Raw genomic sequence first — 20455 nt, 5'->3', positions numbered from 1 at the left:
ACTGTCGGGCTGACAGGATTTGAACCTGCGACCCCTTGACCCCCAGTCAAGTGCGCTACCAAGCTGCGCTACAGCCCGAGCGCCGGGCGACTCGCACCGCCCGGACGCTTGCGTAGAGCAGGTTACCGCACCCGGTATCGCGCCCCGACCGGTGGTCAGCTGCCCGCTGCCACCGTGTCGCGGTCGCCGGCCAGCACCTCGCGCAGCCGCGCCGCCACCGCGTCGACGTCCGGCGGCGGGCCGTAGCCGGTGTCGAGGAAGCTCCCGTGGTCGCCGGGGAACTCGACCGGCGCCGTGCCCAGCCGCTCCGCCAGGGCCAGACCGCCGCGGTGGGCCAGCTGCCCCGCCGAGCCGATCCCGACCGCGGGCAGGATCCGCGTGGACGCCCGGCGCAGCGCCTCGACATCGTGCTCGTACCCGGTGCAGGTCAGCAGGTTCTGGGCCAGCAGCACGTCGTCCCGCGAGCCGTCGTCGTCGGCCGGCAGGCCGAACGCAGCGGGGTCCGGACCCGGCTGCCGTACGTAGTCCTCGGTGACCGGCCCCGAGTGCAGGACGAGCCGGATGAACTCCGCCATCCCGGCGCCGTACCCGGCGCGCACGTAGGTGTCGTGCACGTGCCGGACGGCGGCCGACGCCGGCCCGCGGTCGGGCAGCAGCGGCACCAACGGCGGCTCGTGCGCGACCAGCGTGCGCACCTGCTCGGGGTGGCGGACGGCGAGCACCAGCGCGTTGACCGCTCCCCCGCTGCTGGCGAAGGCGTCGACCGGCCCGGCGTCCAGCGCGTCGATCAGCCGGGACAGGTCGTCGGCGTGCTCCTCGGGCGTGGACTCCGCCGCGCCGTCGGTGCGCCGGCTGCGTTCGGCCCCGCGCGGGTCGTAGGTGACGACGGTGCGGTCGGGGAAGCGCGCGGCCAGCGAGGCGAAGCCCGAGGCGGCCATCGGTGAGCCGATGAGCAGCAGCGGCGGCTCCGCGGCCGAGGAGCCCGGCCGGACGTCGTAGGCGAGGACGGCGCCCGGCGTCTCCAGGGTGTGCGTCTGCGGTGCGGTCATGCCGGGAAGACCGCCGTCGGCGGCCGGACTCATCGGTTGCGGCGGTCGAGGTCGACCACCTGCCACCGCGCGTCCAGGGCGGCCGCGTCGTGTGTCACCAGCAGGACGGCGCGGGGGTCGCAGGCGAGCAGGTCCAGGACGCGGGCCGCCAGCGCGGCGTCGAGGTGGGCGGTGGGCTCGTCGAGCAGCAGCACGTCGGCCCGGCTGAGCAGCGCCCGGGCGAGTGAGACGCGGGCGCGTTCACCGGCGGACAGGCGCTCCCCCGCCTCCCCCACCCAGCCGTGCAACCCGGGGTCCGCGAGGAGGCCGTCGAGCCCGACGTCGGCCAGGACGGCGGCCAGCTCCTCGTCGGTGGCGTCGTGCCGGCCGAGGCGGAGGTTGCCGGCCAGGGTGCCGGCGAGCACCTGGGGCGACTGGGCCGACCAGGCCACGCGGGAGCGGACGCCGTCGAGGGCCAGGTCGCGCAGGTCGGTGCCGCCCAGGGTGACCCGCCCGGCGTCGGGGTCCCGCACCCGCATCGCGAGCCCCAGGACGCTGCTCTTGCCCACGCCGCTGCGCCCGGTCAGCGCCACCTTGGCGCCGTCCGCCACCGCGAGGTCCAGGCCGGCCACCGCGGCGTCCGCGGCGCCGGGGTACCGCAGGCCGACGCGCTCGAGGCAGAGCGCGGACCCGGCAGGCAGCGGCCGCGGTGCCTCCGGGTCGGTCACCGCGGGACGCAGCTCGCCGAGGGCGCGCACCCGCTCGGCCGCGGCCCGCATCCCGCCCGCCGCGCTCCACGCTCCGCCCAGCCCTCCGACGGCCTCGAAGGCCCCGAGCACCCCGAGGGCGCAGGCCGCGAGGAGCAGCGGGCCGGTCGTCCCCGCGGCGACGTCGGCCCCCACCAGCCAGAGCGCCACCACGAGCCCCAGGCCGGGCACGCCCTCCCGGCACACCGTGGTCACCGCGGTGAGCCGCGCCCTGGTCCGCTCGGCCTCCTCCTGCCGGAGGAGGGAGTCGTCCAGCGCGCGCAGGGCCGTGGCCCCGCCGTCCCCGCTGAGGTGGTCGGCCAGGCCGCGCACCAGGTCCAGGGTGTCGGCCGCGACGGCGGCGTCGGCCAGCGCCGCGGCGACCGCGGCCCGCCGTCCCGCGCGCGCCGCGGCGGCCGGCACCGCGACGCCGAGGACGAGCAGCAGCCCGGCCAGGACGGCGGCGGTGGCCGGCGACACCAGCGCGGTCAGGACCACCGCCGTCCCGCCGGCGAGCACCGCGACACCCGCGGGCACCAGCAGGCGGGCGACGACGCCCTGCAGTTCGTCGACGTCGGTGCGCACCCGCGAGAGCAGCTCACCGCCCCGCGCGCCGGTGAGCGCGGCCGGCGCGAGCGGCGTCAGCTGCTCGAGCAGCCGCCCGCGCACCCGCGCGACCACCCGCAGGGTGACGTCGTGGGTGACCAGCCGCTCGGCGTAGCGCAGCGCGGCCCGGGCCACGCCGAACAGGCGCACCCCGGTGATGAGCGGCAGGAGGACCAGCAGTGTCGAGGGCCGCTGCGCCGCGCCGGTGATCAGCGCCCCGGAGGTGGCCAGCAGCGCCGCGCCGGACAGCACGGTGAGCGCCCCGAGGACGACGGCGAGCGCCGTGCGCGGGCCCCAGGCCGCCGCGAGGACCTCCCTCACCGTGGCACCGCCGCACCGCGGACCGCGGCGTCCTCGAGCACCACGACCCGGTCGTGCAGCGCCAGGGGCGCGGTCCGGTGGGTGACGGTGACGACGGTGCGCCCGGCGGCGAGGTCGTCGAGGGCGGCGAGCACCGCGGCCTCCGTGGCCTCGTCGAGCTGGCCGGTGGGCTCGTCGAGCACGAGCAGCGCGGCGTCCGCGACGAACGCGCGGGCCAGCGCCAACCGCAGCCGTTCCCCACCCGAGAGCCGGGCGGCGTCCTCGCCCAGCGGCGTCGCCAGGCCCTGCGGGAGCCGGCGGACGACGTCGAGCAGGCCCGCCCGCGCGAGCGCCTCCTCGACGTCGGCGTCGGTGGCGCCGGGCCGCCCGAGCCGCACGTTGTCGGCGACGCTGCCCGCCAGCAGCCACGGGCGCTCGGGCACGTAGGCCACCCGGGACCGCCAGCTCTCGGGGTCGAGCTCGGCCAGGGGGACGCCGTCGACCAGCACGCTGCCCTCGTCGGGGACGGCGAAGCCGAGCAGCAGCCGGGCGAGGCTGCTCTTGCCGGCACCGCTCGGCCCGACCAGCGCGGTCCGGGACAGCGGCGGCAGGTCGAGGTCGACACCGTCGAGAGCCACCCGCTCGCCGTACCGCAGGGTGACGCCGCGCAGCTCGACGTGCGGGACGCCCGCCGGGGCCGGCCGCGAGCCGCGCCGCGGCGAGGGCGCGTCCAGCAGCGCGAACACCCGCTCGGCGGCCGGCGCACCCTCGAGGCTCGCGTGCCGGTCGGCCCCCAGGGCCCGCAGCGGCGCGAAGAACTCCGGCGTCAGGAGCAGCACGAGCAGGGCGCGCTCCAGGGCCAGCTCGCCCTCGAACAGCCGCACGCCCACGGTCACCGCGACCAGGGCCGTGCACAGCACCGCTCCGAACTCGAGCACGAAGCCGTTGAGGAACGCCGTCCGCAGCAGCCGCATGGTGCTCCGCCGGTGGGCCTCGCTGACGTCGGCCAGCCAGCGGGCGCTGCTCCGCGCCCGGCCGTAGGCCACCAGCGTGGGCAGCACCTGCAGCGTGTCGACCAGCGCGGCGCCGAGCCGGGCCAGCGTCTCCCACTGGGCGCGGGACGCGCGGGCGGCCAGGGTGCCGGTCAGCCACAGGAACAGCAGCACCAGCGGGCCGGTCAGGAGCAGCAGGGCGCCGGCGGCCGGGTCGAGCACCAGCACCGTCACCGCCACCAGCGGTGGGACGACGGCCGCCGTCACCGCACCGGGCAGCAGCCGGCCGACGACGCCGTCGAGCCTGCCGACGCCCTCGGTGACGGTGGTGACCAGCTCCCCCGCCCGCTCGCCGGCCACGGTGCCGGGGCCGAGGACGAGGAACCTGCGCAGCAGCGTCGCCCGCAGCATCCGCCGGACCCGCGCGGAGGCCCGTGCCGCCGCGCGGTCGCGCACGCCGGCCAGGGCGGCGCGGGCGCCCCAGGTGGCCAGGACCCCGGCCAGGACGCCGGCCAGCGTGCCGGGTGTCGCGCCGTCCTCGACGACCGCGGTGACGACGGCCGCGACCAGCGCCCACTGCACGACCAGCAGCGCCCAGGTCAGCAATCCGAGCACACCGCAGACGAGCACCAGCCGTCGCGGACCGGGCAGGGTCAGCAGGCGTGCTGCGGGGCCGCGGGCCATCAGTAGCCGTGGGTGAGGGCGCCCTCGTCGGGGCGGACGCGTTCCCGGAAGACGTAGTAGTTCCAGATCTGGTAGCCGATGATCAGCGGCAGGAAGATCCCGCCGACCCACGTCATCAGCACCAGCGTGTAGTGCTGGCTGGCCGTCTCCTGCAGCGTGAGGCCGAAGGCGGGGTCGAGCGTCGAGGGCAGCACCTCGCCACGGGTGTAGAGGGCGATGAACACCGTGACCGTGGCGAACAGGACGGTCAGGCCGCTCATGGTGAACGCGAGGGTGTCCCAGTGGCGCGACAGCGCCAGCCAGATGCTGGCCAGCGTCAGGAAGGCCGCGACCGGGAACACCCAGGACGCGAACCCGAAGTCCTCGAACAGGTCCTCGGTCACGTAGCCCATGACGACGAACGCCACGATCGCCACGGTCGCCAGCGCGCCCCACCGCAGCGCCGCCGTGCGCGCCCGGTCGTACAGGACGGTGTCCCGGTGCAGGCGCAGCAGCAGGAAGTTGGCGCCGTGGAGCATGAACAGCAGCAGCGTGGTGACGCCGCCGACGACCGAGAAGGGGGTGAACATCTCCGCGAAGCCGCCCTCCACGCGGCCCTCACGGCCCACCGGCAGCCCCTCGATGATCTTCGCCATGATCACGCCCCACAGGAACGACGGGACGACGCTGCCGCCGAAGGACATCCAGTCCCAGAACGCGCGCCACCGCTCGCTGTCGACCTGGTTGCGGTACTCGAAGGAGACGCCGCGCAGCAGCAGGGCCAGCAGGATCAGCACGAACAGCGGGTACATGCCGCTGAACACCGCGCCGTACCAGACCGGGAAGGTGGAGAACATCAGCCCGGCGGCGGCGATCACCCACACCTCGTTGCCGTCCCAGAACGGCCCGATGGTGCCGGTGAGGGCCCGCTCCTCCGCCTCGGTGCGCGCCAGCGTCGGCCGCAGGATGTCGACGCCGAAGTCGAAGCCCTCCAGGAAGAAGTAGAGGGTGAAGGCCAGCGCGATGAGCCAGAACCACAGCGTGACCAGGTCCACCGTCAGTCCCTCTTCTCGTACCCCTGGAACCCGGCGCCCTCGTAGTCCGGCGCCGGCGCGGCGACCAGCTGGGCCTCGGGCTTGCGGTGGATGCCGGCCCGGGCGGTGACCGTCAGCAGGTAGATGTCCAGCCCGATGAGCGCCAGGTAGACCGCCCACAGCCCGATCAGGCCGGCGAGCACCTCGCCGGCGGTGTTGGCGCTCACCCCCTCCTCGACGGTCAGCAGGCCGTAGACCATGAACGGCTGGCGGCCCATCTCGGTGACCATCCACCCGGTAAAGTTGGCGATCCAGGGCAGCGGGATGAACAGCACCAGGGCCCGCAGGAACCAGCGGGTGGTGTCCAGTCCCTGCCGTCGTCGCCACCAGAGGAACAGCCCGAGGAACGCCGTCGCCAGCAGCAGCGAGCCGATGGCCACCATCGTGCGGAAGGACCAGTACACCCACGCGACCGGCGGGACGTAGTCGCCCTCGCCGTAGAGCTCCTGGTACTCCTCGTTGAGCGGGATCAGTCCCTCGTAGCGGCCCTCGAGGCTGTTGTAGGCCAGCACCGACCCGAGGTACGGGATCTCCACGTTGACCGTGTTCCGCTGCTCGTCCTGGTCGATGACCGCCGCCAGCGACCACGGGGCCGGCGAGTCGGACGTCTCCCACTGCGCCTCCATGGCCGCGAACTTCATCGGCTGGTCCTCGACCGCGACCTGGGCCTCGGTGTGCCCGCTCACGATCGAGAACACCGTGCCGACGGCGGCGAAGACCAGGCCGAGCCGCAGCGACCGGGAGTAGACGTCGGTGTCCTGCCGGCGCAGCAGGTGGAAGGCGCTGATGCCCAGCACGAAGAAGGCGGCGACCACCCACGCGCTGCCCTGCACGTGCGCGAAGTACAGCCAGGCCTTGTAGTTGAAGACGACGGCACCGAAGTCGGTGAGCCGCGCCTGCCCGTCGACCACCTCGTAGCCGACCGGGTGGTGCATCCAGGCGTTGGCCAGCACGATCCAGAACGCGCTGATCTGCGTGCCGATCGCGACCAGCCAGATGCTGGCCAGCCGCATCCACGGCTTGAGCCGGTCCTTGCCGAACCACCACAGCCCGATGAAGGTGCTCTCGAGGAAGAACGCCATCAGCACCTCGAGCGCCAGCGGGACGCCGAAGATGTTGCCGACGAAGTCGGAGTACTCGCTCCAGTTCATCCCGAACTGGAACTCCTGCACGATCCCGGTGACCACGCCCACCGCGAAGTTGATCAGGAAGAGGTGACCGAAGAAGTTGGTCATCTTCCCGTAGACCTCGCGCCGGTCCGCGCGGACGAACGCGATCGTCTCCATCACCGCGATGAGGAACGCCAGCCCCACGGTGAGCGAGACGAAGAAGAAGTGGAAGATGCTGGTCGAGGCGAACTGGAACCGCGAGAGCTCCACGACGTCCACGCACACCACCTCGCTCCGGAGGCCGGGGAGCCGTGAGGAGGCGCGGGGCTCACGCCAGGGCGCCGGGCGTCCGGGCACCAGACTTGCACGCCACCGGTCGGGGAGCACCCCCAGCGGCCGCCCGGCTCCGGGCGGGCCCGCCTCTCCGATCCCTGGTCAGCCCCTCGGCTTCTCGCTCCCCCGGCCCTCGCGGACCCGCACCGAGATCTCGATCGGCGTCCCGTGGAAGCCGAAGCGCTCGCGCAGCTTGCGCTCCAGGAACCGCCGGTAGCCGGCCTCGAGGAACCCCGTCGAGAAGACGACGAACCGCGGCGGGCGGACGTCGGCCTGCGTCACGTACTTGATCTTCGGGGCGCGGCCCCCGCGGGCCGGCGGCGGCGTCTCCTGCACCAGCGCGCGGACGTAGGTGTTCAGCTCCGCCGTCGGCACCCGGGTCTCCCAGGAGGCCAGTGCCGCGCGCAGGTGCTGGGCGAGCTTGTCCACGCCGCGGCCGGTCTTGGCCGAGACGTTCACCCGCGACGCCCACTTCACGCGGGCCAGGTCGCGCTCGATCTCGCGCTCCAGCTGCAGGCGGCGGTCCTCGTCGAGGGCGTCCCACTTGTTGAAGGCGATGACCAGCGCACGGCCGGCCTCGATCACCTGGGTGATGACCCGCTGGTCCTGCTCGCTGACCACCTCGTCGGCGGCCAGCAGGACGACGGCGACCTCCGCGGCCTGGATGGCGGCCTCGGTGCGCAGGCTGGCGTAGTACTCCATGCCACTGGCGGTGCTGACCTTGCGGCGCAGCCCGGCGGTGTCGACGAACCGCCACTCCTCGCCGCCCAGGGTGACGATCGAGTCGACCGGGTCGACGGTGGTGCCGGCGACCGAGTCCACCACCGAGCGCTCGTCGCGCGCCAACCGGTTGAGCAGGCTGGACTTGCCCACGTTGGGCCGGCCGACCAGCGCCACCCGGCGCGGGCCGCCCTCGTCCTCCTGCTCCCGCGGCGCCTCGGGCAGCGCGTCGAGGACCAGGTCGAGCAGGTCGCCGCTGGCCCGGCCGTGCAGCGCGCTCACCGGCTGCGGTTCCCCCAGGCCCAGCGACCACAGCTCCGCGGCGTTGGACTCGCTGCGCTCGTCGTCGACCTTGTTGGCCACCAGGACCACCGGGCGGTCGCTGCGGCGCAGGATCCGCGCGGCGGCCAGGTCGGTGTCGGTGGCGCCCACCTGGCTGTCGACGACGAAGACGATCACGTCGGCGGTCTTCATCGCGTACTCGGCCTGGCGGGTGATCGAGGCGCCCAGGCCGCTGGCCTTGGGGTCCCAGCCGCCGGTGTCGACGACGGTGAAGCGCTTGCCGTTCCACAGCGCCTCGTAGGCGATGCGGTCGCGGGTGACGCCGGGGGTGTCCTGGACGACGGCGGCGCGGCGGCCCAGGATCCGGTTGACCAGCGTGGACTTGCCGACGTTGGGCCGGCCGACGATCGCGACGACCGGCAGCGGGCCGCTCTGCTCGCTCATCGCGCGGCCCCGACCGTCGAGAGCGCGAGCTCCACCACCCGGTCGACGACGCCCTCGCGGTCGAGGTGGGTGCTGTCGACCACCACGGCGTCCTCGGCCGGGCGCAGCGGGCTGTCGGCGCGGCTGCTGTCGTACTCGTCGCGGCGGCGCAGGTCGGCGGCGAGCTCGGCGATCTCGTCCGGGGTGGTCAGTCCGAGCTGGGCGGCCCGCCGCTCGGCGCGGGCCTCGGGCGCCGCGGTCAGGTACACCTTCAGCGTCGCGCCGGGCAGGACGACGGTGCCGATGTCGCGGCCCTCGACCACGACCGCGTCGGCCGCAGCCACCAGCGCGCGCTGCTGGTCGACCAGCCGGCGGCGCACCGCGGGCACCGCCGAGACCGCCGAGACGGCGCGGGTGACCTCCGGGCCGCGGATGCGCACGGCGACGTCCACGCCGTCGACCTGCACCAACTCGGTGCCGGCCGCCGTCCCGACCTCGATGCGGGCCGCAGCGACGACGGCGGCCACGGCCTCGGCGTCCTCCGGGTCCACCCCGGCGTCGAGGACGGCGACGGTGGCGGCGCGGTACATCGCGCCGGTGTCCAGGTAGGCGGCGCCCAGCTTCGCGGCGACGGCTCGCGCGACGCTGGACTTGCCGGTCCCCGACGGTCCGTCCAGCGCGATCTGGCCGGTGAAGGCCGCGGTCACCGTGCGATCGCTCCGCACGGTGGTGTCCGCTCGTCCCTCGCTCACTGTGCGATGTCCCGTCGCAGCGCCACGGCCCCGCGCAGGTACACGTGCTGCACCTCGGCGCGCGGCCGGTCGGTCTCCACGTGCGCCATCAGGCGCAACACCCGCGGCAGCGCGTGCGGTACGTCCATCTCGGTGGCGCACATCAGCGGCACGTCCCCGAAGCCGAGCTCGCGGGCGGCCAGCGCCGGGAACTCCGAGACGAGGTCGGGGGTGGCGGTGAACAGGATGCTGATGACGTCGTCGTGCTCCAGCTGGTTGCGCTCCATGACCGCGGTGACCAGCTCTCGCGTCGCGTCGAGGACCAGCTCCCGCTCGTCGGCGTCCACCTGCGTCGCGCCCCGGATCGCTCGGACGGCCACTACCACTCTCCTCGATCGGTGGGGGGCGACGGATCGCCGTGCCCCTCGATCGAGTCTAGGTACCCGTTCGGGGACCGCCCGCGCCGCACAGGTGACGGTTTCCCCGCCTCCCCGCGTCGGCGTGGTGTCCCGCCGTCGAGGTGTAGCTGCGCGTTGGGTATAACGGCAGCACGACGGACCCGCCGCGCCGGCCAGCGGCTCGACGGCGCGGTCCCGCCCGGTCCCCAGCGGGACGCGTCCAGCGCCGGGGCCTCGCTCAGGTGCGGTCGGCGGTGAGGTCGCGGACCTCCGCGTAGCGCTCGCGGACGGCCGGCACGGGGTCGGCCTCGTGGACCTCGGTGGCGGCGCTCGGCCAGACCGGCGGGGTGTCGCCGCCGGCCAGCACCCAGGCCGCCTGCCGGGCCGCGCCGTCGGCCACGTACTCGCTCGGCGGCGGGACGAGCACCGGCACGCCGAGGACGGCGGGGGCGATCCGGCGGACCGCCTCGGAGCGGGCACCGCCGCCGATGAGGAACACCCGCCGCACCGGCGTCCCGCCGGCCGCCACGGCCTCGAGCCCGTCGGCGAGCCCGCACAGCAGGCCCTCGACGGCGGCCCGCGCCAGGTGCGCCGGCTCGGCGGTGGACAGGGTGAGGCCGTGCAGCGCCCCCGTGGCGTGCGGCTTGTTGGGCGTCCGCTCGCCCTCCAGGTAGGGCACGAGCACCAGGCCGCCGGCCCCGGCCGGCGCGGACAGCGCCAGCCGGGACAGCTCCGCGTGGTCGACCCCGAGCAGGCGGGCCGTCGCGTCGAGCACACGCGCGGCGTTCAGCGTGGTGACCAGCGGGAGGAAGTGCCCGGTGGCGTCGGCGAACCCGGCGACGGTCCCCGTCGGGTCGGTCATCGGCGTGGTCGAGACGGTGGAGACCACCCCCGACGTGCCGATGGAGACCACCACGTCGCCGGGCTCGGCGTTGAGGCCGAGGGCCGCGGCGGCGTTGTCCCCCGTGCCCGGCCCGAGCACCGCTCCCCCGTCGGCGGCCAGGGCGCCGGCGGCGACCGTCCCGGCCGGCTCGGCCGGGCCGAGCACGCGCGGGACGACGGGGGTGCGGCCGAACGCCCGCTCCAGCAGGTCGAGGCGGTACTCGCCGGTGATGGGCGACCAGTAACCGGTGCCGCTGGCGTCCCCGCGGTCGGTGACGAGGGTGTCGAGGCCCTGCCGGCCACCCGCCGACCCGCGCCCGCGACCCCCCGCCAGCTCCCAGGTCAGCCAGTCGTGCGGCAGGCACACCGCCGCGGTCCGCGCCGCGTTCTCCGGCTCGGTCTCCGCCAGCCAGCGCAGCTTGGTGACCGTGAACGACGCGACCGGCACCAGCCCGACGGCCTCCGCCCACGCCTGCCCGCCGCCCAGCTCCGCGGTGAGCTCCCGCGCGGCACCGGCCGAGCGGGTGTCGTTCCACAGCAGCGCCGGGCGGACCACCGCGCCGTCCTCGTCGAGGCAGACCATCCCGTGCTGCTGGCCGCCGACGGCGACGGCGGCGACATCACCGAGACCGCCGGCCCCGTCGATCGCCGCCTCGAGCGCCGCCCGCCAGGCGGCCGGGTCGACCTCCGTGCCGTCCGGGTGCGGCGCCCGGCCCTCTCGCACGAGGGCGCCGGTGTCGGCGTCCCGGACCACGACCTTGCACGACTGGGTCGACGAGTCGACCCCGGCCACCAGCGTCATGACGGAGTGCCTACCGGACTCAGCGGGCGCCGAGCAGGTGCTCCAGCGCGAGCTGTGAGAGGCGCACCTGGCCACCCGGGCGGGCCCCGGCGGCCGCCGCGTCGAACTGCTCGAACGCCGCGGCGTCGGCCAGCAGGTCCGCGTACGTCTCGCCCTCGCCGAGGGTGGGCTGCGCCAGCTCCGGCACGCGCGCGGCGGCCAGCGCCTCCTGCACCTCGGGGTCGGCGCGGAAGGCCGCGGCCCGCTCCTTGAGCAGCAGGTAGGTGCGCATGTTCGCCGCCGCGGACTCCCAGACGCCGCTCACGTCCTCGGTGCGCAGCGGCTTGTAGTCGAAGTGCCGCGGGCCCTCGTAGCGCGGGCCGCCGGAGGGGAAGCCGTTCTCCAGCAGGTCGACGGTGGCGAAGGCCGAGAGCAGGTCACCGTGGCCGAAGACGAGGTCCTGGTCGAACCGCGGGCCCTTCTGGCCGTTGAGGTCGATGTGGAAGAGCTTGCCCTGCCACAGCGCCTGGGCGATGCCGTGCGTGTAGTTGAGGTTGGCCATCTGCTCGTGCCCGACCTCGGGGTTGAGACCCACCAGGTCGGCGTGCTCGAGGGTGGAGATGAAGCCCAGCGCGTGACCGATGGTGGGCAGGAAGATGTCGCCCCGCGGCTCGTTCGGCTTGGGCTCGAGGGCGAAGCGCAGCCCGTAGCCGCGGTCCTCGGAGTAGGCGGCGAGGGTGTCGATGCCCTCGCGGTAGCGGTCCAGCGCGGCCTTGAGGTCCTTGGCGGAGTCGACCTCGGCGCCCTCGCGGCCGCCCCACAGCACGTAGGTCTGCGCGCCCAGCTCGGCGGCCAGGTCCATGTTGCGCATGACCTTGCGCAGGGCGTAGCGGCGGATGTCGCGGTCGTTGTTGGTGAGGCCGCCCTCCTTGAACACGGGGTGGGTGAACAGGTTGGTCGTCGCCATCGGCACGACCAGGCCGGTCTCCTCGAGCGCCGCGCGGAACCGCTTGACGTGGTTCTCCCGCGCGGTGTCGTCACTGCCGAAGGGGATCAGGTCGTCGTCGTGGAACGTGACGCCGTAGGCGCCGAGCTCGGCCAGCCGGTGCACCGACTCCACGGGGTCCAGGGCCGGACGCGTCGCGTCCCCGAACGGGTCGCGGGCCGGCCAGCCGACCGTCCAGAGGCCGAAGCTGAACCGGTCGTCCTTGGTGGGCTGTGGCGCGCTCATGCGGTCTCCCTCGATCGGGTTTTGTTCTGCCGTAGAACATAAAGCAGCGCGCCGCTAGCCTCAAGGGGTGCGGACGGTGGAACAGACGGGGGCGCGGCAGTCGACGCTGCGCAGCTCCAACCTGGCCCTCGTCCTGCGCACCGTGTGTGCCGCCGACGGGCCGCTGTCGCGCGCGGACGTCGCCGTCCGCACCGGGACGACGCGGGCGACCGCCGCCCGGCTGGTCGACGAGCTGGTCGCCGGCGGGCTGCTCGACGAGGGCGAGCCGGTGGCACTGCCCCGGCGCGGCCGCCCGGCCACCCCACTGCTGCCCGGCGCCCGGATCGGCGCGCTCGGCCTGCAGGTGGACGCCGGGCTGCTCGCCGCGCGGGTGCTGGACCTGCGCGGCCGGGTGGTCGCCGAGCGGGTCGAGGAGGCCGACCTGGTCGGCAGCGAGCCGGCGGGCACGCTGGCCCGGCTGGGGGCGCTCGCCACTGCGCTGCTCGACGGTCCGGCCGGGGGGCTGCGGCTGGCCGGCGCCGGGCTGGCGTTGCCCGGCCTGGTGGACGCCGGGGTGCTGCTGCGCGCGCCGAACCTCGGCTGGTCCGACGTCCCCGCCGTCGACCTGCTGGCGCTGCACCTGCCCGGCGGGCTGTGCCCCGCGCTCGGCAACGAGGCCGACCTGGCCGCGCGCACCGTGGCCGAGGCGGCGCCGGGACGGCCCGGTCCGCTGCGCGACTTCCTCTACGTCTCCGGCCAGATCGGCATCGGCGGCGCCGCCGTCCTGGACGGGCGGGTGGTCACCGGCAGCGCCGGCTGGGCCGGCGAGGTGGGGCACGTCTGCGTGGACCCCGAGGGGCCGGCCTGCCGCTGTGGCTCGACCGGCTGCCTGGAGCAGTACGCCGGGCGGCACGCGCTGCTCGCCGCCGCCGGCCTGCCACTGGACACCCCGCCGGCGGAGGTCGCCGCCCGCGCCGGGGATGCCGACGTGCGGCGCGCCCTCGACGCCGCGGCCCGCGCCCTCGGCGTGGCGCTGGCCGGCGTGGTCAACGTGCTGGACCTGCCGGCAGTCGTCCTCGGGGGGCACCTGGCCGCGCTGGCCGAGCCCCTGCGGCCCCGGCTGGAGGAGCTGCTGGGACGCCGGGTCCTGTCGGCGCGCTGGCGCCGGCCGGTGGTCGAGGCCGTCAGCGGGCCGCCGGCCGCGGGCGCGACCGGCGCGGCGCTGCGGGCGCTGGGCGACGTGCTCGCCGACCCGGTGCGGCGGCTGGCCTAGAGGCCCACGGCCTCCTGGAGGGCGCCGACCTCGGCGCGGGTGAGCCGGCGGATCGACCCGCTGCGCATGCGCTCGAGCTTCACCGGGCCGACGGCGGTGCGGGTGAGCCGCGACACCGGCAGCCCGACGTGCGCCAGCAGCCGCCGCACGATGTGCTTGCGGCCCTCGTGCAGGACCACCTCGACGACCGACTGGCCGGCGTGGGTGTCGACGACGCGGAAGGAGTCGACCCTCACCGGGCCGTCCTCGAGCTCCACACCCGCGCGCAGCCGACGGGCCAGGTCGCGCGGGACCGAGCCCGACACCTGCGCCAGGTAGGTCTTCTTGACCTCGTAGGAGGGGTGGGCCAGCCGGTGGGCCAGCTCGCCGTCGTTGGTGACCAGCAGCAGGCCCTCGGTGTCCTGATCCAGCCGGCCGACGTGCACCAGGCCGGGTGCGAGGTCGCCGACCATGTCGCCGACGGTGGGGCGGTTGCGGTCGTCGCTCATCGCGGTGATGACGCCGGCCGGCTTGTTGAGGGCGTAGGTGACCCGGTCGTCGCGCAGCTCGATGCGGACCCCGTCGACGGCGATCTTGTCCCGCGCCGGGTCGACCCGCATGCCCTGCACGGTGACCGTCCGGCCGTTCACGCTGATCCGGCCCTGGTCGACCATGTTCTCCACGACCCGGCGGGAGCCGACCCCGGCGCGGGCGAGGACCTTCTGCAGCCGCTCACCCTCCGCCGCGGCATCGCTGCGGGCGCGACCGCGGTCACCGGGGTGGACGGGGGCGAGCTCCATGTCCTCCGACCACCCCTCGCCGGGGCCGGAGGTGGGATCGTCGTGCGGGGCGGTGTCCATCCGCTCCAGTCTCCCACCGCCGCGGCGTCGTCCCCCGGACGGGCGGTCGTCGGCCCGCGGGGTCAACCGGCGCGGACCCGACCCCCGCGCCGTTCCTGCCGCTCCCGCGCGGTTGCGACGGCGCGGAGGCGCGCGGAACGGCGCGAGAGTGCCCGCACTGCCGGGGATGGTCGTGGATCGCCGGGCCGGCAGCGCCGGCAACCCACGAGGAACGCCCGCACTGCGACCGCCAGGGGGGCCTGGGTCCGGCCCTCGCGCGGTTCCTGCTGCTCCCGCGCGGTTGCACCAGCGGGGAGACGCGGGGAACGGCGCGAGAGTGCCCGACTGCCGGGGTTGCTGGCGCGTGGCCCCTCTGCAGGGTCCCCGGCCCTCTCCTGGCGTGCCCTGAGCTCGCGAAGGGCTCGGGGAGAGGGTCCTCCTACGAGTGGCGGGGGCAGCGGGGTCCTCGTTCAGGCGTCGGGGTGCTCGTCCAGCACGGCCGACGTCTCGGGCAGCAGCGGCCCCAGCTCGGGCAGCTCGTCGAGGCTCTCCAGCCCCAGGCGCTCGAGGAACAGCGGGGTGGTCGCGTACAGCCCACCGCCGCTGTCGGGGTCCGTGCCGACCTCGGACACCAGGCCGCGGGAGAGGAGCGTGCGCATGACGCCGTCCACACCGACACCGCGGATGGCCGAAACCCGCGCGCGGGTCACCGGCTGCCGGTAGGCGATGACGGCGAGGGTCTCCAGCGCCGCCTGGGTGAGCCGGCTGCGCTGCCCGTCGACGAGGTAGCGCTCGACGACGCCGGCGTGCTCCTCGCGGGTGTAGAGCCGCCAGCCCTCTCCCACGCGCCGCAGCGTGATGCCGGCGCGGCGGCGGTCGTAGTCCTCGGCGAGCTCGGCGAGGAGGGTCCGCACCCGTGGCACGGGGCAGCGCAGCACACCGGCCAGCGTGACCTCGTCGACCGGGGTGTCGACGACGAACAGCAACGCCTCCAGGCCCCCGCGCAGCGCGGCGGGGTCGAGGTCGGCCTCCGGCTCGGGTTCCGGCGCCGGCCCGGCTTCCGGCGCCGGCTCGGGCGACGGGACGGCGGCGACGGGCGGGGCCAGCGGCGCGGGCTCCTCGACCGGGGCGGGCTCGGCCACGGGTGCCGACCGCTCCGCGACCCGCGCGGCCAGCTCCGCGGCGACGGCGTCCCAGGTGGCCGGGTCGGCGCCGTCGCGTTGCTCGGCCTCCTCGCGGGTGGCGGCCAGCTCGGCGGCCAGCGCGTCCCACGAGATCGGCGGCCGTTCCTCGGTCACGTGTCCTCCTCGCGGGCGCTCGTCGGCTCCGCGAGCGGCGCTGCTGCGTCCCTGCGTGACCTCGCGAGCTCGGTCACGTGTCCTCCCCGTCGAGGAGGATCTCGGGCCCGGGATCGGCGCCGCCGACCCAGCGCACGTGTAGCTCGCCGAGCGGGGTGAGCTGCTCGAACAGCACCCGCTGCTGGCGGTAGAGCTCCAGCAGGGCGAGGAACCGGGCCACCACCTCGAGGGTGTGCTCGCAGTCGGCGGTCAGCGCTCGGAAGCTCGCCGTCCCGGCCTCGAGGAGCTGGTTGCGCACCAGCAGGAGCTGCTCGGAGAGGCTCACCGGGGGCGCGTGCAGGTGTGCGACGCCGACGGTCGGCGGCGCCTTCGGGGTCAGCGCCCTGGTGGCCAGGGACGCGAACTGCTCGGGGGTCACGCCGAGCAGCACCTCGGACAGCAGGTCGGCGAAGCGGGGCTCGGGCGCGACGTCGCGGGGGTACCGGCGGACGGCGTCGGCCTCCCGCTCGCGCAGGAACGCGGCGGCCTGCTTGTAGGCGCGGTACTGCAGCAGCCGCGCGAAGAGCAGGTCGCGGGCCTCGAGCAGCTCGAGGTCCTCGTCGTCCTCCACCTCCGCGGCCGGCAGCAGCCGGGCGGCCTTGAGGTCGAGCAGGGTGGCGGCGACGACGAGGAACTCGCTGGCCTGGTCGAGGTCGAGCTCGTCGCCGAGCGCGTCCAGGTGCGCGATGAACTCGTCGGTGACCTGGGACAGCGCGATCTCGGTGACGTCGAGCTGGTGCTTGCTGATCAGCTGCAGCAGCAGGTCGAACGGGCCCTCGAAGTTCGTCAGCCGGACGGTGAACCGCCCGCTGCCGACCTCCGAGGTGTCCGTCGCGCTCACACGATCAGCTTAGGAGCGGTCACCGACGGTGCCGGGCACGGCGATGCGGAGGGGACCCGCTACTTCTTCAGCCGCTGGACCAGGACCGAGTCCTCGCCGCGCTCGGCGAGGTCGGCCAGCAGCACGTTGACCGCCTCGCGGACGATGCGGCCGCGGTCGGCGGCCACCCCGTGCTGGCCGCGCAACGCCAGCCGGGCGCTCTCCAGCGCCAGGAGCTCCTCGGCGGAGATGTAGACGGTGATCTTCTCGTCGTGCTTGACCCGCTCGCTGCGCTGCGCCTTGCCGCGGGTCGGCCGCACCGGCGTCACGGCCGGGGCGGGCTGCCGGAAGGAGGCCAGCGGGTCGGCGGCGTCGTCCGCGCCACCGGGGACCAGCGTGAGCGGCGTGGTCGGCTCCGCCGCGCCCTCGCCCCGGCGGGCGGCCCCGCCGCGCAGCGCCGGCGAGCTCACCGTGGCACTGATGCTGGGCAGCTCGGTGACCTCCGGCGCCGGGGGCGCGTCGGTGCGGCGGAACAGCTCGGCCGCACCGGGCAGCACGGGACGGCGGGTCACGCCGACACCTCGCCTGCGCTCGGCGTCTGCGCGACCCGGGGTGCTGTGTCTCCGTGTGATCTCGCGAGCTCGATCACAGTGCCAGGACCTCCTTGGCCAGGTCGCGGTAGGCCGACGCGCCCGAGGACGTCGGCGCCCAGGTGGTGATCGGCTGGCCGGCGACCGTGGTCTCCGGGAAGCGCACGGTCCGCTGGATGACCGTCTGGAAGACGGTGTCGCCGAAGGCCTCGACCACCCGGCTGAACACCTCGCGGCAGTGCACGGTGCGCGCGTCGTACATCGTGGCGAGGATCCCGGAGATCTCCAGCTCGGGGTTGAGCCGCTCCTTGACCTTCTCGATGGTGTCGACGAGCAGGGCCACGCCGCGCAGCGAGAAGAACTCGCACTCGAGCGGGATGACCACGCCCTGGGCGGCGGTCAGCGCGTTGACCGTCAGCAGGCCCAGCGAGGGCTGGCAGTCGATGAGGATGTAGTCGTACTCCTCGCGGACGTCGGCCAGCGCCCGCAGCAGCGTCTGCTCGCGCGCGACCTCGCTGACCAGCTGCACCTCGGCGGCCGACAGGTCGATGTTGCTGGGCACCAGGTCGAGGCCGGGGATGTCGGTGGACACCCGCACGTCCTTCAGCGAGGTGCGCCGCTCCATGAGGGCGTTGTAGATCGTCCGGTCGAGGTTCTGCGCCGGGACGCCGAGGCCCACCGACAGCGCCCCCTGCGGGTCGAGGTCGATGAGCAGCACCTTGCGGCCGTACTCGACCAGCGCGGCACCCAGGTTGATGGTCGACGTCGTCTTGCCGACGCCGCCCTTCTGGTTGCACATCGCGATGATCCGCGCGGGGCCGTGCTGCGTGAGCGGCATGGGGTCGGGCAGCCGGCGCATGCGCGCGCGGGCCGGGTCCAGCCGCGGGGCGGCGGCACCCATCTCGGGCTCGGGGTCGGTCGGGAGCGCGAAGGCCTGTCCGGCCGCGTCCCCTCGGATCGCCATCGCTGTCGTGTCCTCCACCTCGTGCCCGCCGGCGTCCGGCACCGGTGCGGTCAGCCGTTCTGCCGCGCGGGATGCACTGACGGTAAGGAGATCAACACGGTTCGCCCGGGAGGCACGCCGCACGTCGTGTCGACTTGGCGACCCGTGCCAACCCGGCTGGCACACCCGGCCGAGGCCACTGGCAGAAGACGCCGAGGATCCCCGCTGACGACTGTCAGGTCAGGGCGCGGGGGTGGCTGCTGGCGTAGACCTCGCGCAGCCGGTCGACCGTGACGAGCGTGTAGACCTGCGTGGTGGTCACCGAGGCGTGGCCGAGCAACTCCTGCACGACGCGGACGTCGGCGCCGCCGTCGAGCAGGTGGGTGGCGAAGGAGTGCCGCAGCGTGTGCGGCGACACCTCCGCCTTGAGCCCGGCCCGCTCCGCCGCCGCCCGCAGGATGGCCCAGGCGCTCTGCCGCGACAGCGAGCCGCCGCGGGCGTTGAGGAACAGCGCGCCGCCGCGGACGCCGGTGCGGCCGGCCGCGGCCAGCGCGGGGCGGGCGCGCACCAGGTAGTCCTCCACCGCCTGCAGCGCGTAGGACCCCACCGGCACGATCCGCTGCTTGCCGCCCTTGCCGGCCAGCCGGACCACCGACTGGCCGCGGTCGAGGTCGTCGACGGCCAGCCCCACCGCCTCGGAGATGCGCGCCCCGGTGCCGTACAGCAGCTCGAGCAGAGCCCGGTCGCGCAGCCCGCGCGGACCCTCCAGCGCCCCGGCGGCCTCGATGAGCGCGACCACCGACTCGACCGGGATCGCCTTGGGCAGCCGCCGCGCCGGCGCCGGCGGGCGCACCTCGTGGGCCACGTCGTCGGGCACCAGGCCGTCGAGCAGCGCGAACCGGTGCAGGCCCCGGACGGCGACCACGGCCCGGGCCGCCGACGTGGCCGACAGCGGCGGGTGGTCGTCGTCCCCCTGCCGGAGGGCGGCGAGGAACCCGGCGACGTCGGACTCGGCCACCTCACCGAGCCCGCGCACCCCGGCGGCCTCGAGGAACTCGGTGTAGCGGCGCAGGTCGCGGCGGTAGGCGGAGACGGTGTTGGCCGCCAGCCCCCGCTCGACGGTGAGGTGGTCGAGGTAGCCGGCGACCACCCGCTCGACCGGGCTGGTGGTGGACGTCGTCAGAGGAGCACCTCCTCGAGGGGGACGGCGGTCATCCCGTGGGCCTCGGCGACCTCGGGCAGCACCACCTGCCCGGAGACGACGTTGACGCCGTGCGCCAGCGCCGGGTCCGAGCCGACGGCGGCTGCGGTGCCCTCGTTGGCCAGCGCCATGACGTAGGGCAGCGTCACGTTGGTCAGCGCGTGCGTCGAGGTGTTGGGCACCGCGCCGGGCATGTTCGCCACGCAGTAGAAGACCGACCCGTGCACGCGGAACGTCGGGTCGTCGTGCGTGGTGGGACGGGTGTCCTCGAAGCAGCCGCCCTGGTCGACGGCGATGTCCACGAGCACCGACCCGGGCTTCATCCGCGACACCAGCTCGTTGCCCACCAGCGTGGGCGCCTTCGCGCCTGGCACCAGCACCGCCCCGATGACCAGGTCGGCGTCGAGGACGGCCCGCTCGACCTCGTAGGCGTTGGAGGCCACCGTCTGCAGGTGCCCCTGGTAGATGCGGTCGGCGGCGCGCAGCTTGTCGATGTCCTTGTCGAGGACGACGACCTCGGCCTGCATGCCCAGGGCGATCGCCGCGGCGTTCATGCCGGAGACGCCGGCGCCGATGACGACCACCTTGGCCGCGTAGACGCCCGAGACGCCGCCGAGCAGCACGCCGCGGCCGCCGTGCGCCCGCTCCAGGCTGTGCGCGCCGACCTGCGGCGCCATCCGTCCGGCCACCTCGGACATCGGGGCGAGCAGCGGCAGCGCCCCGCCGGCGGTCTGCACCGTCTCGTAGGCGATCGCGGTGGTGCCGGAGGTGACCAGCGCGTCGGTGCACTCCTTGGACGCCGCCAGGTGCAGGTAGGTGAACAGCGTCTGCCCGGCGCGGAGCCGGTGGTACTCCTCGGCGATCGGCTCCTTGACCTTGAGCAGCAGGTCGGCGTCGGCCCACACGTCGTCGGCGTCGGCCACGATCGTCGCCCCGGCGGCGGTGTAGTCGCCGTCCGGGATGGACGAGCCCTCGCCCGCGCCCCGCTCGACGAGCACCGTGTGCCCGGACCGCACCAGCTCGGTCACCCCGGCAGGGGTGAGCGCCACCCGGTACTCCCGGTTCTTGACCTCTCGGGGAACCCCGACCCGCATCGTCCGCTCTCCTGGTCCCGGTGGGGCGTCCGAGGGTGACGGGCACCGCACCGCGTCGTGGGCGCACCCGGTCGGGGCGCG

The 20455-nt window shown here is 75.1% G+C and carries 18 protein-coding genes and 1 tRNA gene; 1 reads left to right on the top strand and 18 read right to left on the bottom strand.

The window, feature by feature from the left end:
- Positions 1-4: 4 nt before the first annotated feature.
- From ACU610_RS05600 to xylA, 11 genes are all read right to left on the bottom strand, one after another.
- Positions 5-78 (bottom strand) — tRNA-Pro (locus tag ACU610_RS05600).
- Between the two features lie 77 nt (positions 79-155).
- A complete protein-coding gene (locus ACU610_RS05595) occupies positions 156-1049 on the bottom strand; it encodes an alpha/beta fold hydrolase (protein ID WP_446766727.1) in 894 nt (297 codons plus the stop codon).
- Between the two features lie 29 nt (positions 1050-1078).
- Positions 1079-2701 (bottom strand): thiol reductant ABC exporter subunit CydC, encoded by a 1623-nt coding sequence (cydC, locus tag ACU610_RS05590; protein ID WP_446766726.1) that lies wholly within the window; start codon positions 2699-2701, stop codon positions 1079-1081.
- Positions 2698-4356 (bottom strand): thiol reductant ABC exporter subunit CydD, encoded by a 1659-nt coding sequence (gene cydD / locus ACU610_RS05585; protein WP_446766725.1) that lies wholly within the window; start codon positions 4354-4356, stop codon positions 2698-2700. The genes cydC and cydD overlap by 4 nt, the downstream gene beginning before the upstream one ends.
- Entirely contained in the window at positions 4356-5390 is a 1035-nt protein-coding gene (gene cydB, locus ACU610_RS05580; protein WP_446766724.1) for a cytochrome d ubiquinol oxidase subunit II, read from the bottom strand. Before cydB ends, cydD begins: the two co-directional genes overlap by 1 nt.
- A gap of 2 nt (positions 5391-5392) precedes the next feature.
- The gene (locus ACU610_RS05575) at positions 5393-6817 is read right to left on the bottom strand and encodes a cytochrome ubiquinol oxidase subunit I (protein ID WP_446766723.1); all 1425 of its coding nucleotides are present in this window, start codon (positions 6815-6817) and stop codon (positions 5393-5395) included.
- Positions 6818-6973: 156 nt separating this feature from the next.
- Positions 6974-8317, bottom strand: coding sequence for a ribosome biogenesis GTPase Der (der, locus tag ACU610_RS05570; protein WP_446766722.1), 1344 nt, complete (start codon positions 8315-8317; stop codon positions 6974-6976).
- Positions 8314-9021, bottom strand: a complete 708-nt coding sequence (gene cmk, locus ACU610_RS05565; protein ID WP_446766721.1) for a (d)CMP kinase — start codon at positions 9019-9021, stop codon at positions 8314-8316. The genes der and cmk overlap by 4 nt, the downstream gene beginning before the upstream one ends.
- 23 nt (positions 9022-9044) lie before the next feature.
- A complete protein-coding gene (gene aroH / locus ACU610_RS05560; RefSeq protein ID WP_446766720.1) occupies positions 9045-9407 on the bottom strand; it encodes a chorismate mutase in 363 nt (120 codons plus the stop codon).
- 256 nt (positions 9408-9663) lie between these two features.
- Positions 9664-11109 (bottom strand): xylulokinase, encoded by a 1446-nt coding sequence (gene xylB / locus ACU610_RS05555; protein WP_446766719.1) that lies wholly within the window; start codon positions 11107-11109, stop codon positions 9664-9666.
- Between the two features lie 19 nt (positions 11110-11128).
- Positions 11129-12319 (bottom strand): xylose isomerase, encoded by a 1191-nt coding sequence (gene xylA, locus ACU610_RS05550; protein ID WP_446766718.1) that lies wholly within the window; start codon positions 12317-12319, stop codon positions 11129-11131.
- A gap of 67 nt (positions 12320-12386) precedes the next feature.
- On the opposite strand from xylA, the gene ACU610_RS05545 reads away from it, so the two are divergent.
- A complete protein-coding gene (locus tag ACU610_RS05545; protein WP_446766717.1) occupies positions 12387-13571 on the top strand; it encodes an ROK family protein in 1185 nt (394 codons plus the stop codon).
- Here the strand turns inward: ACU610_RS05545 and ACU610_RS05540 are convergent.
- The 7 genes from ACU610_RS05540 to ald all read right to left on the bottom strand — a co-directional run bounded on the left by ACU610_RS05540 (position 13568) and on the right by ald (position 20374).
- Complete coding sequence (locus tag ACU610_RS05540; protein ID WP_446766716.1) at positions 13568-14410, bottom strand: pseudouridine synthase; 843 nt, start codon at positions 14408-14410, stop codon at positions 13568-13570. The two genes, ACU610_RS05545 and ACU610_RS05540, sit on opposite strands and share 4 nt — an antisense overlap.
- Before the next feature lie 449 nt (positions 14411-14859).
- Positions 14860-15687 carry an SMC-Scp complex subunit ScpB gene (gene scpB / locus ACU610_RS05535; protein WP_446766715.1) on the bottom strand — a complete coding sequence of 276 codons (828 nt, stop codon included), beginning with the start codon at positions 15685-15687 and terminating at the stop codon, positions 14860-14862.
- Between the two features lie 73 nt (positions 15688-15760).
- Positions 15761-16567 (bottom strand): segregation and condensation protein A, encoded by an 807-nt coding sequence (locus ACU610_RS05530; protein WP_446766714.1) that lies wholly within the window; start codon positions 16565-16567, stop codon positions 15761-15763.
- 59 nt (positions 16568-16626) lie between these two features.
- A complete protein-coding gene (locus ACU610_RS05525) occupies positions 16627-17118 on the bottom strand; it encodes a hypothetical protein (protein ID WP_446766713.1) in 492 nt (163 codons plus the stop codon).
- 73 nt (positions 17119-17191) lie between these two features.
- Positions 17192-18100 carry a ParA family protein gene (locus ACU610_RS05520; protein ID WP_446766712.1) on the bottom strand — a complete coding sequence of 303 codons (909 nt, stop codon included), beginning with the start codon at positions 18098-18100 and terminating at the stop codon, positions 17192-17194.
- Between the two features lie 214 nt (positions 18101-18314).
- The gene (gene xerD, locus ACU610_RS05515; RefSeq protein ID WP_446766711.1) at positions 18315-19229 is read right to left on the bottom strand and encodes a site-specific tyrosine recombinase XerD; all 915 of its coding nucleotides are present in this window, start codon (positions 19227-19229) and stop codon (positions 18315-18317) included.
- Positions 19230-19258: 29 nt separating this feature from the next.
- Positions 19259-20374, bottom strand: coding sequence for an alanine dehydrogenase (gene ald / locus ACU610_RS05510; protein ID WP_446766710.1), 1116 nt, complete (start codon positions 20372-20374; stop codon positions 19259-19261).
- Positions 20375-20455 lie beyond the last annotated feature (81 nt).

The sequence above is a fragment of the Geodermatophilus sp. URMC 61 genome (genome assembly GCF_052931555.1).
The sequence above is the reverse complement of the archived record's forward strand: the minus strand, read 5'-3'. Positions and strand labels throughout refer to the sequence as shown.

What these genes read in the sequence shown, in the direction of transcription:
- ACU610_RS05595 (WP_446766727.1), bottom strand. Translation starts at nt 1,049, where the DNA reads ATGACCGCACCGCAGACGCACACCCTGGAGACGCCGGGCGCCGTCCTC.
- cydD (WP_446766725.1), bottom strand. Translation starts at nt 4,356, where the DNA reads ATGGCCCGCGGCCCCGCAGCACGCCTGCTGACCCTGCCCGGTCCGCGA.
- der (WP_446766722.1), bottom strand. Translation starts at nt 8,317, where the DNA reads ATGAGCGAGCAGAGCGGCCCGCTGCCGGTCGTCGCGATCGTCGGCCGG.
- xylB (WP_446766719.1), bottom strand. Translation starts at nt 11,109, where the DNA reads ATGACGCTGGTGGCCGGGGTCGACTCGTCGACCCAGTCGTGCAAGGTC.
- xylA (WP_446766718.1), bottom strand. Translation starts at nt 12,319, where the DNA reads ATGAGCGCGCCACAGCCCACCAAGGACGACCGGTTCAGCTTCGGCCTC.
- ACU610_RS05540 (WP_446766716.1), bottom strand. Translation starts at nt 14,410, where the DNA reads ATGGACACCGCCCCGCACGACGATCCCACCTCCGGCCCCGGCGAGGGG.
- ACU610_RS05520 (WP_446766712.1), bottom strand. Translation starts at nt 18,100, where the DNA reads ATGGCGATCCGAGGGGACGCGGCCGGACAGGCCTTCGCGCTCCCGACC.
- ald (WP_446766710.1), bottom strand. Translation starts at nt 20,374, where the DNA reads ATGCGGGTCGGGGTTCCCCGAGAGGTCAAGAACCGGGAGTACCGGGTG.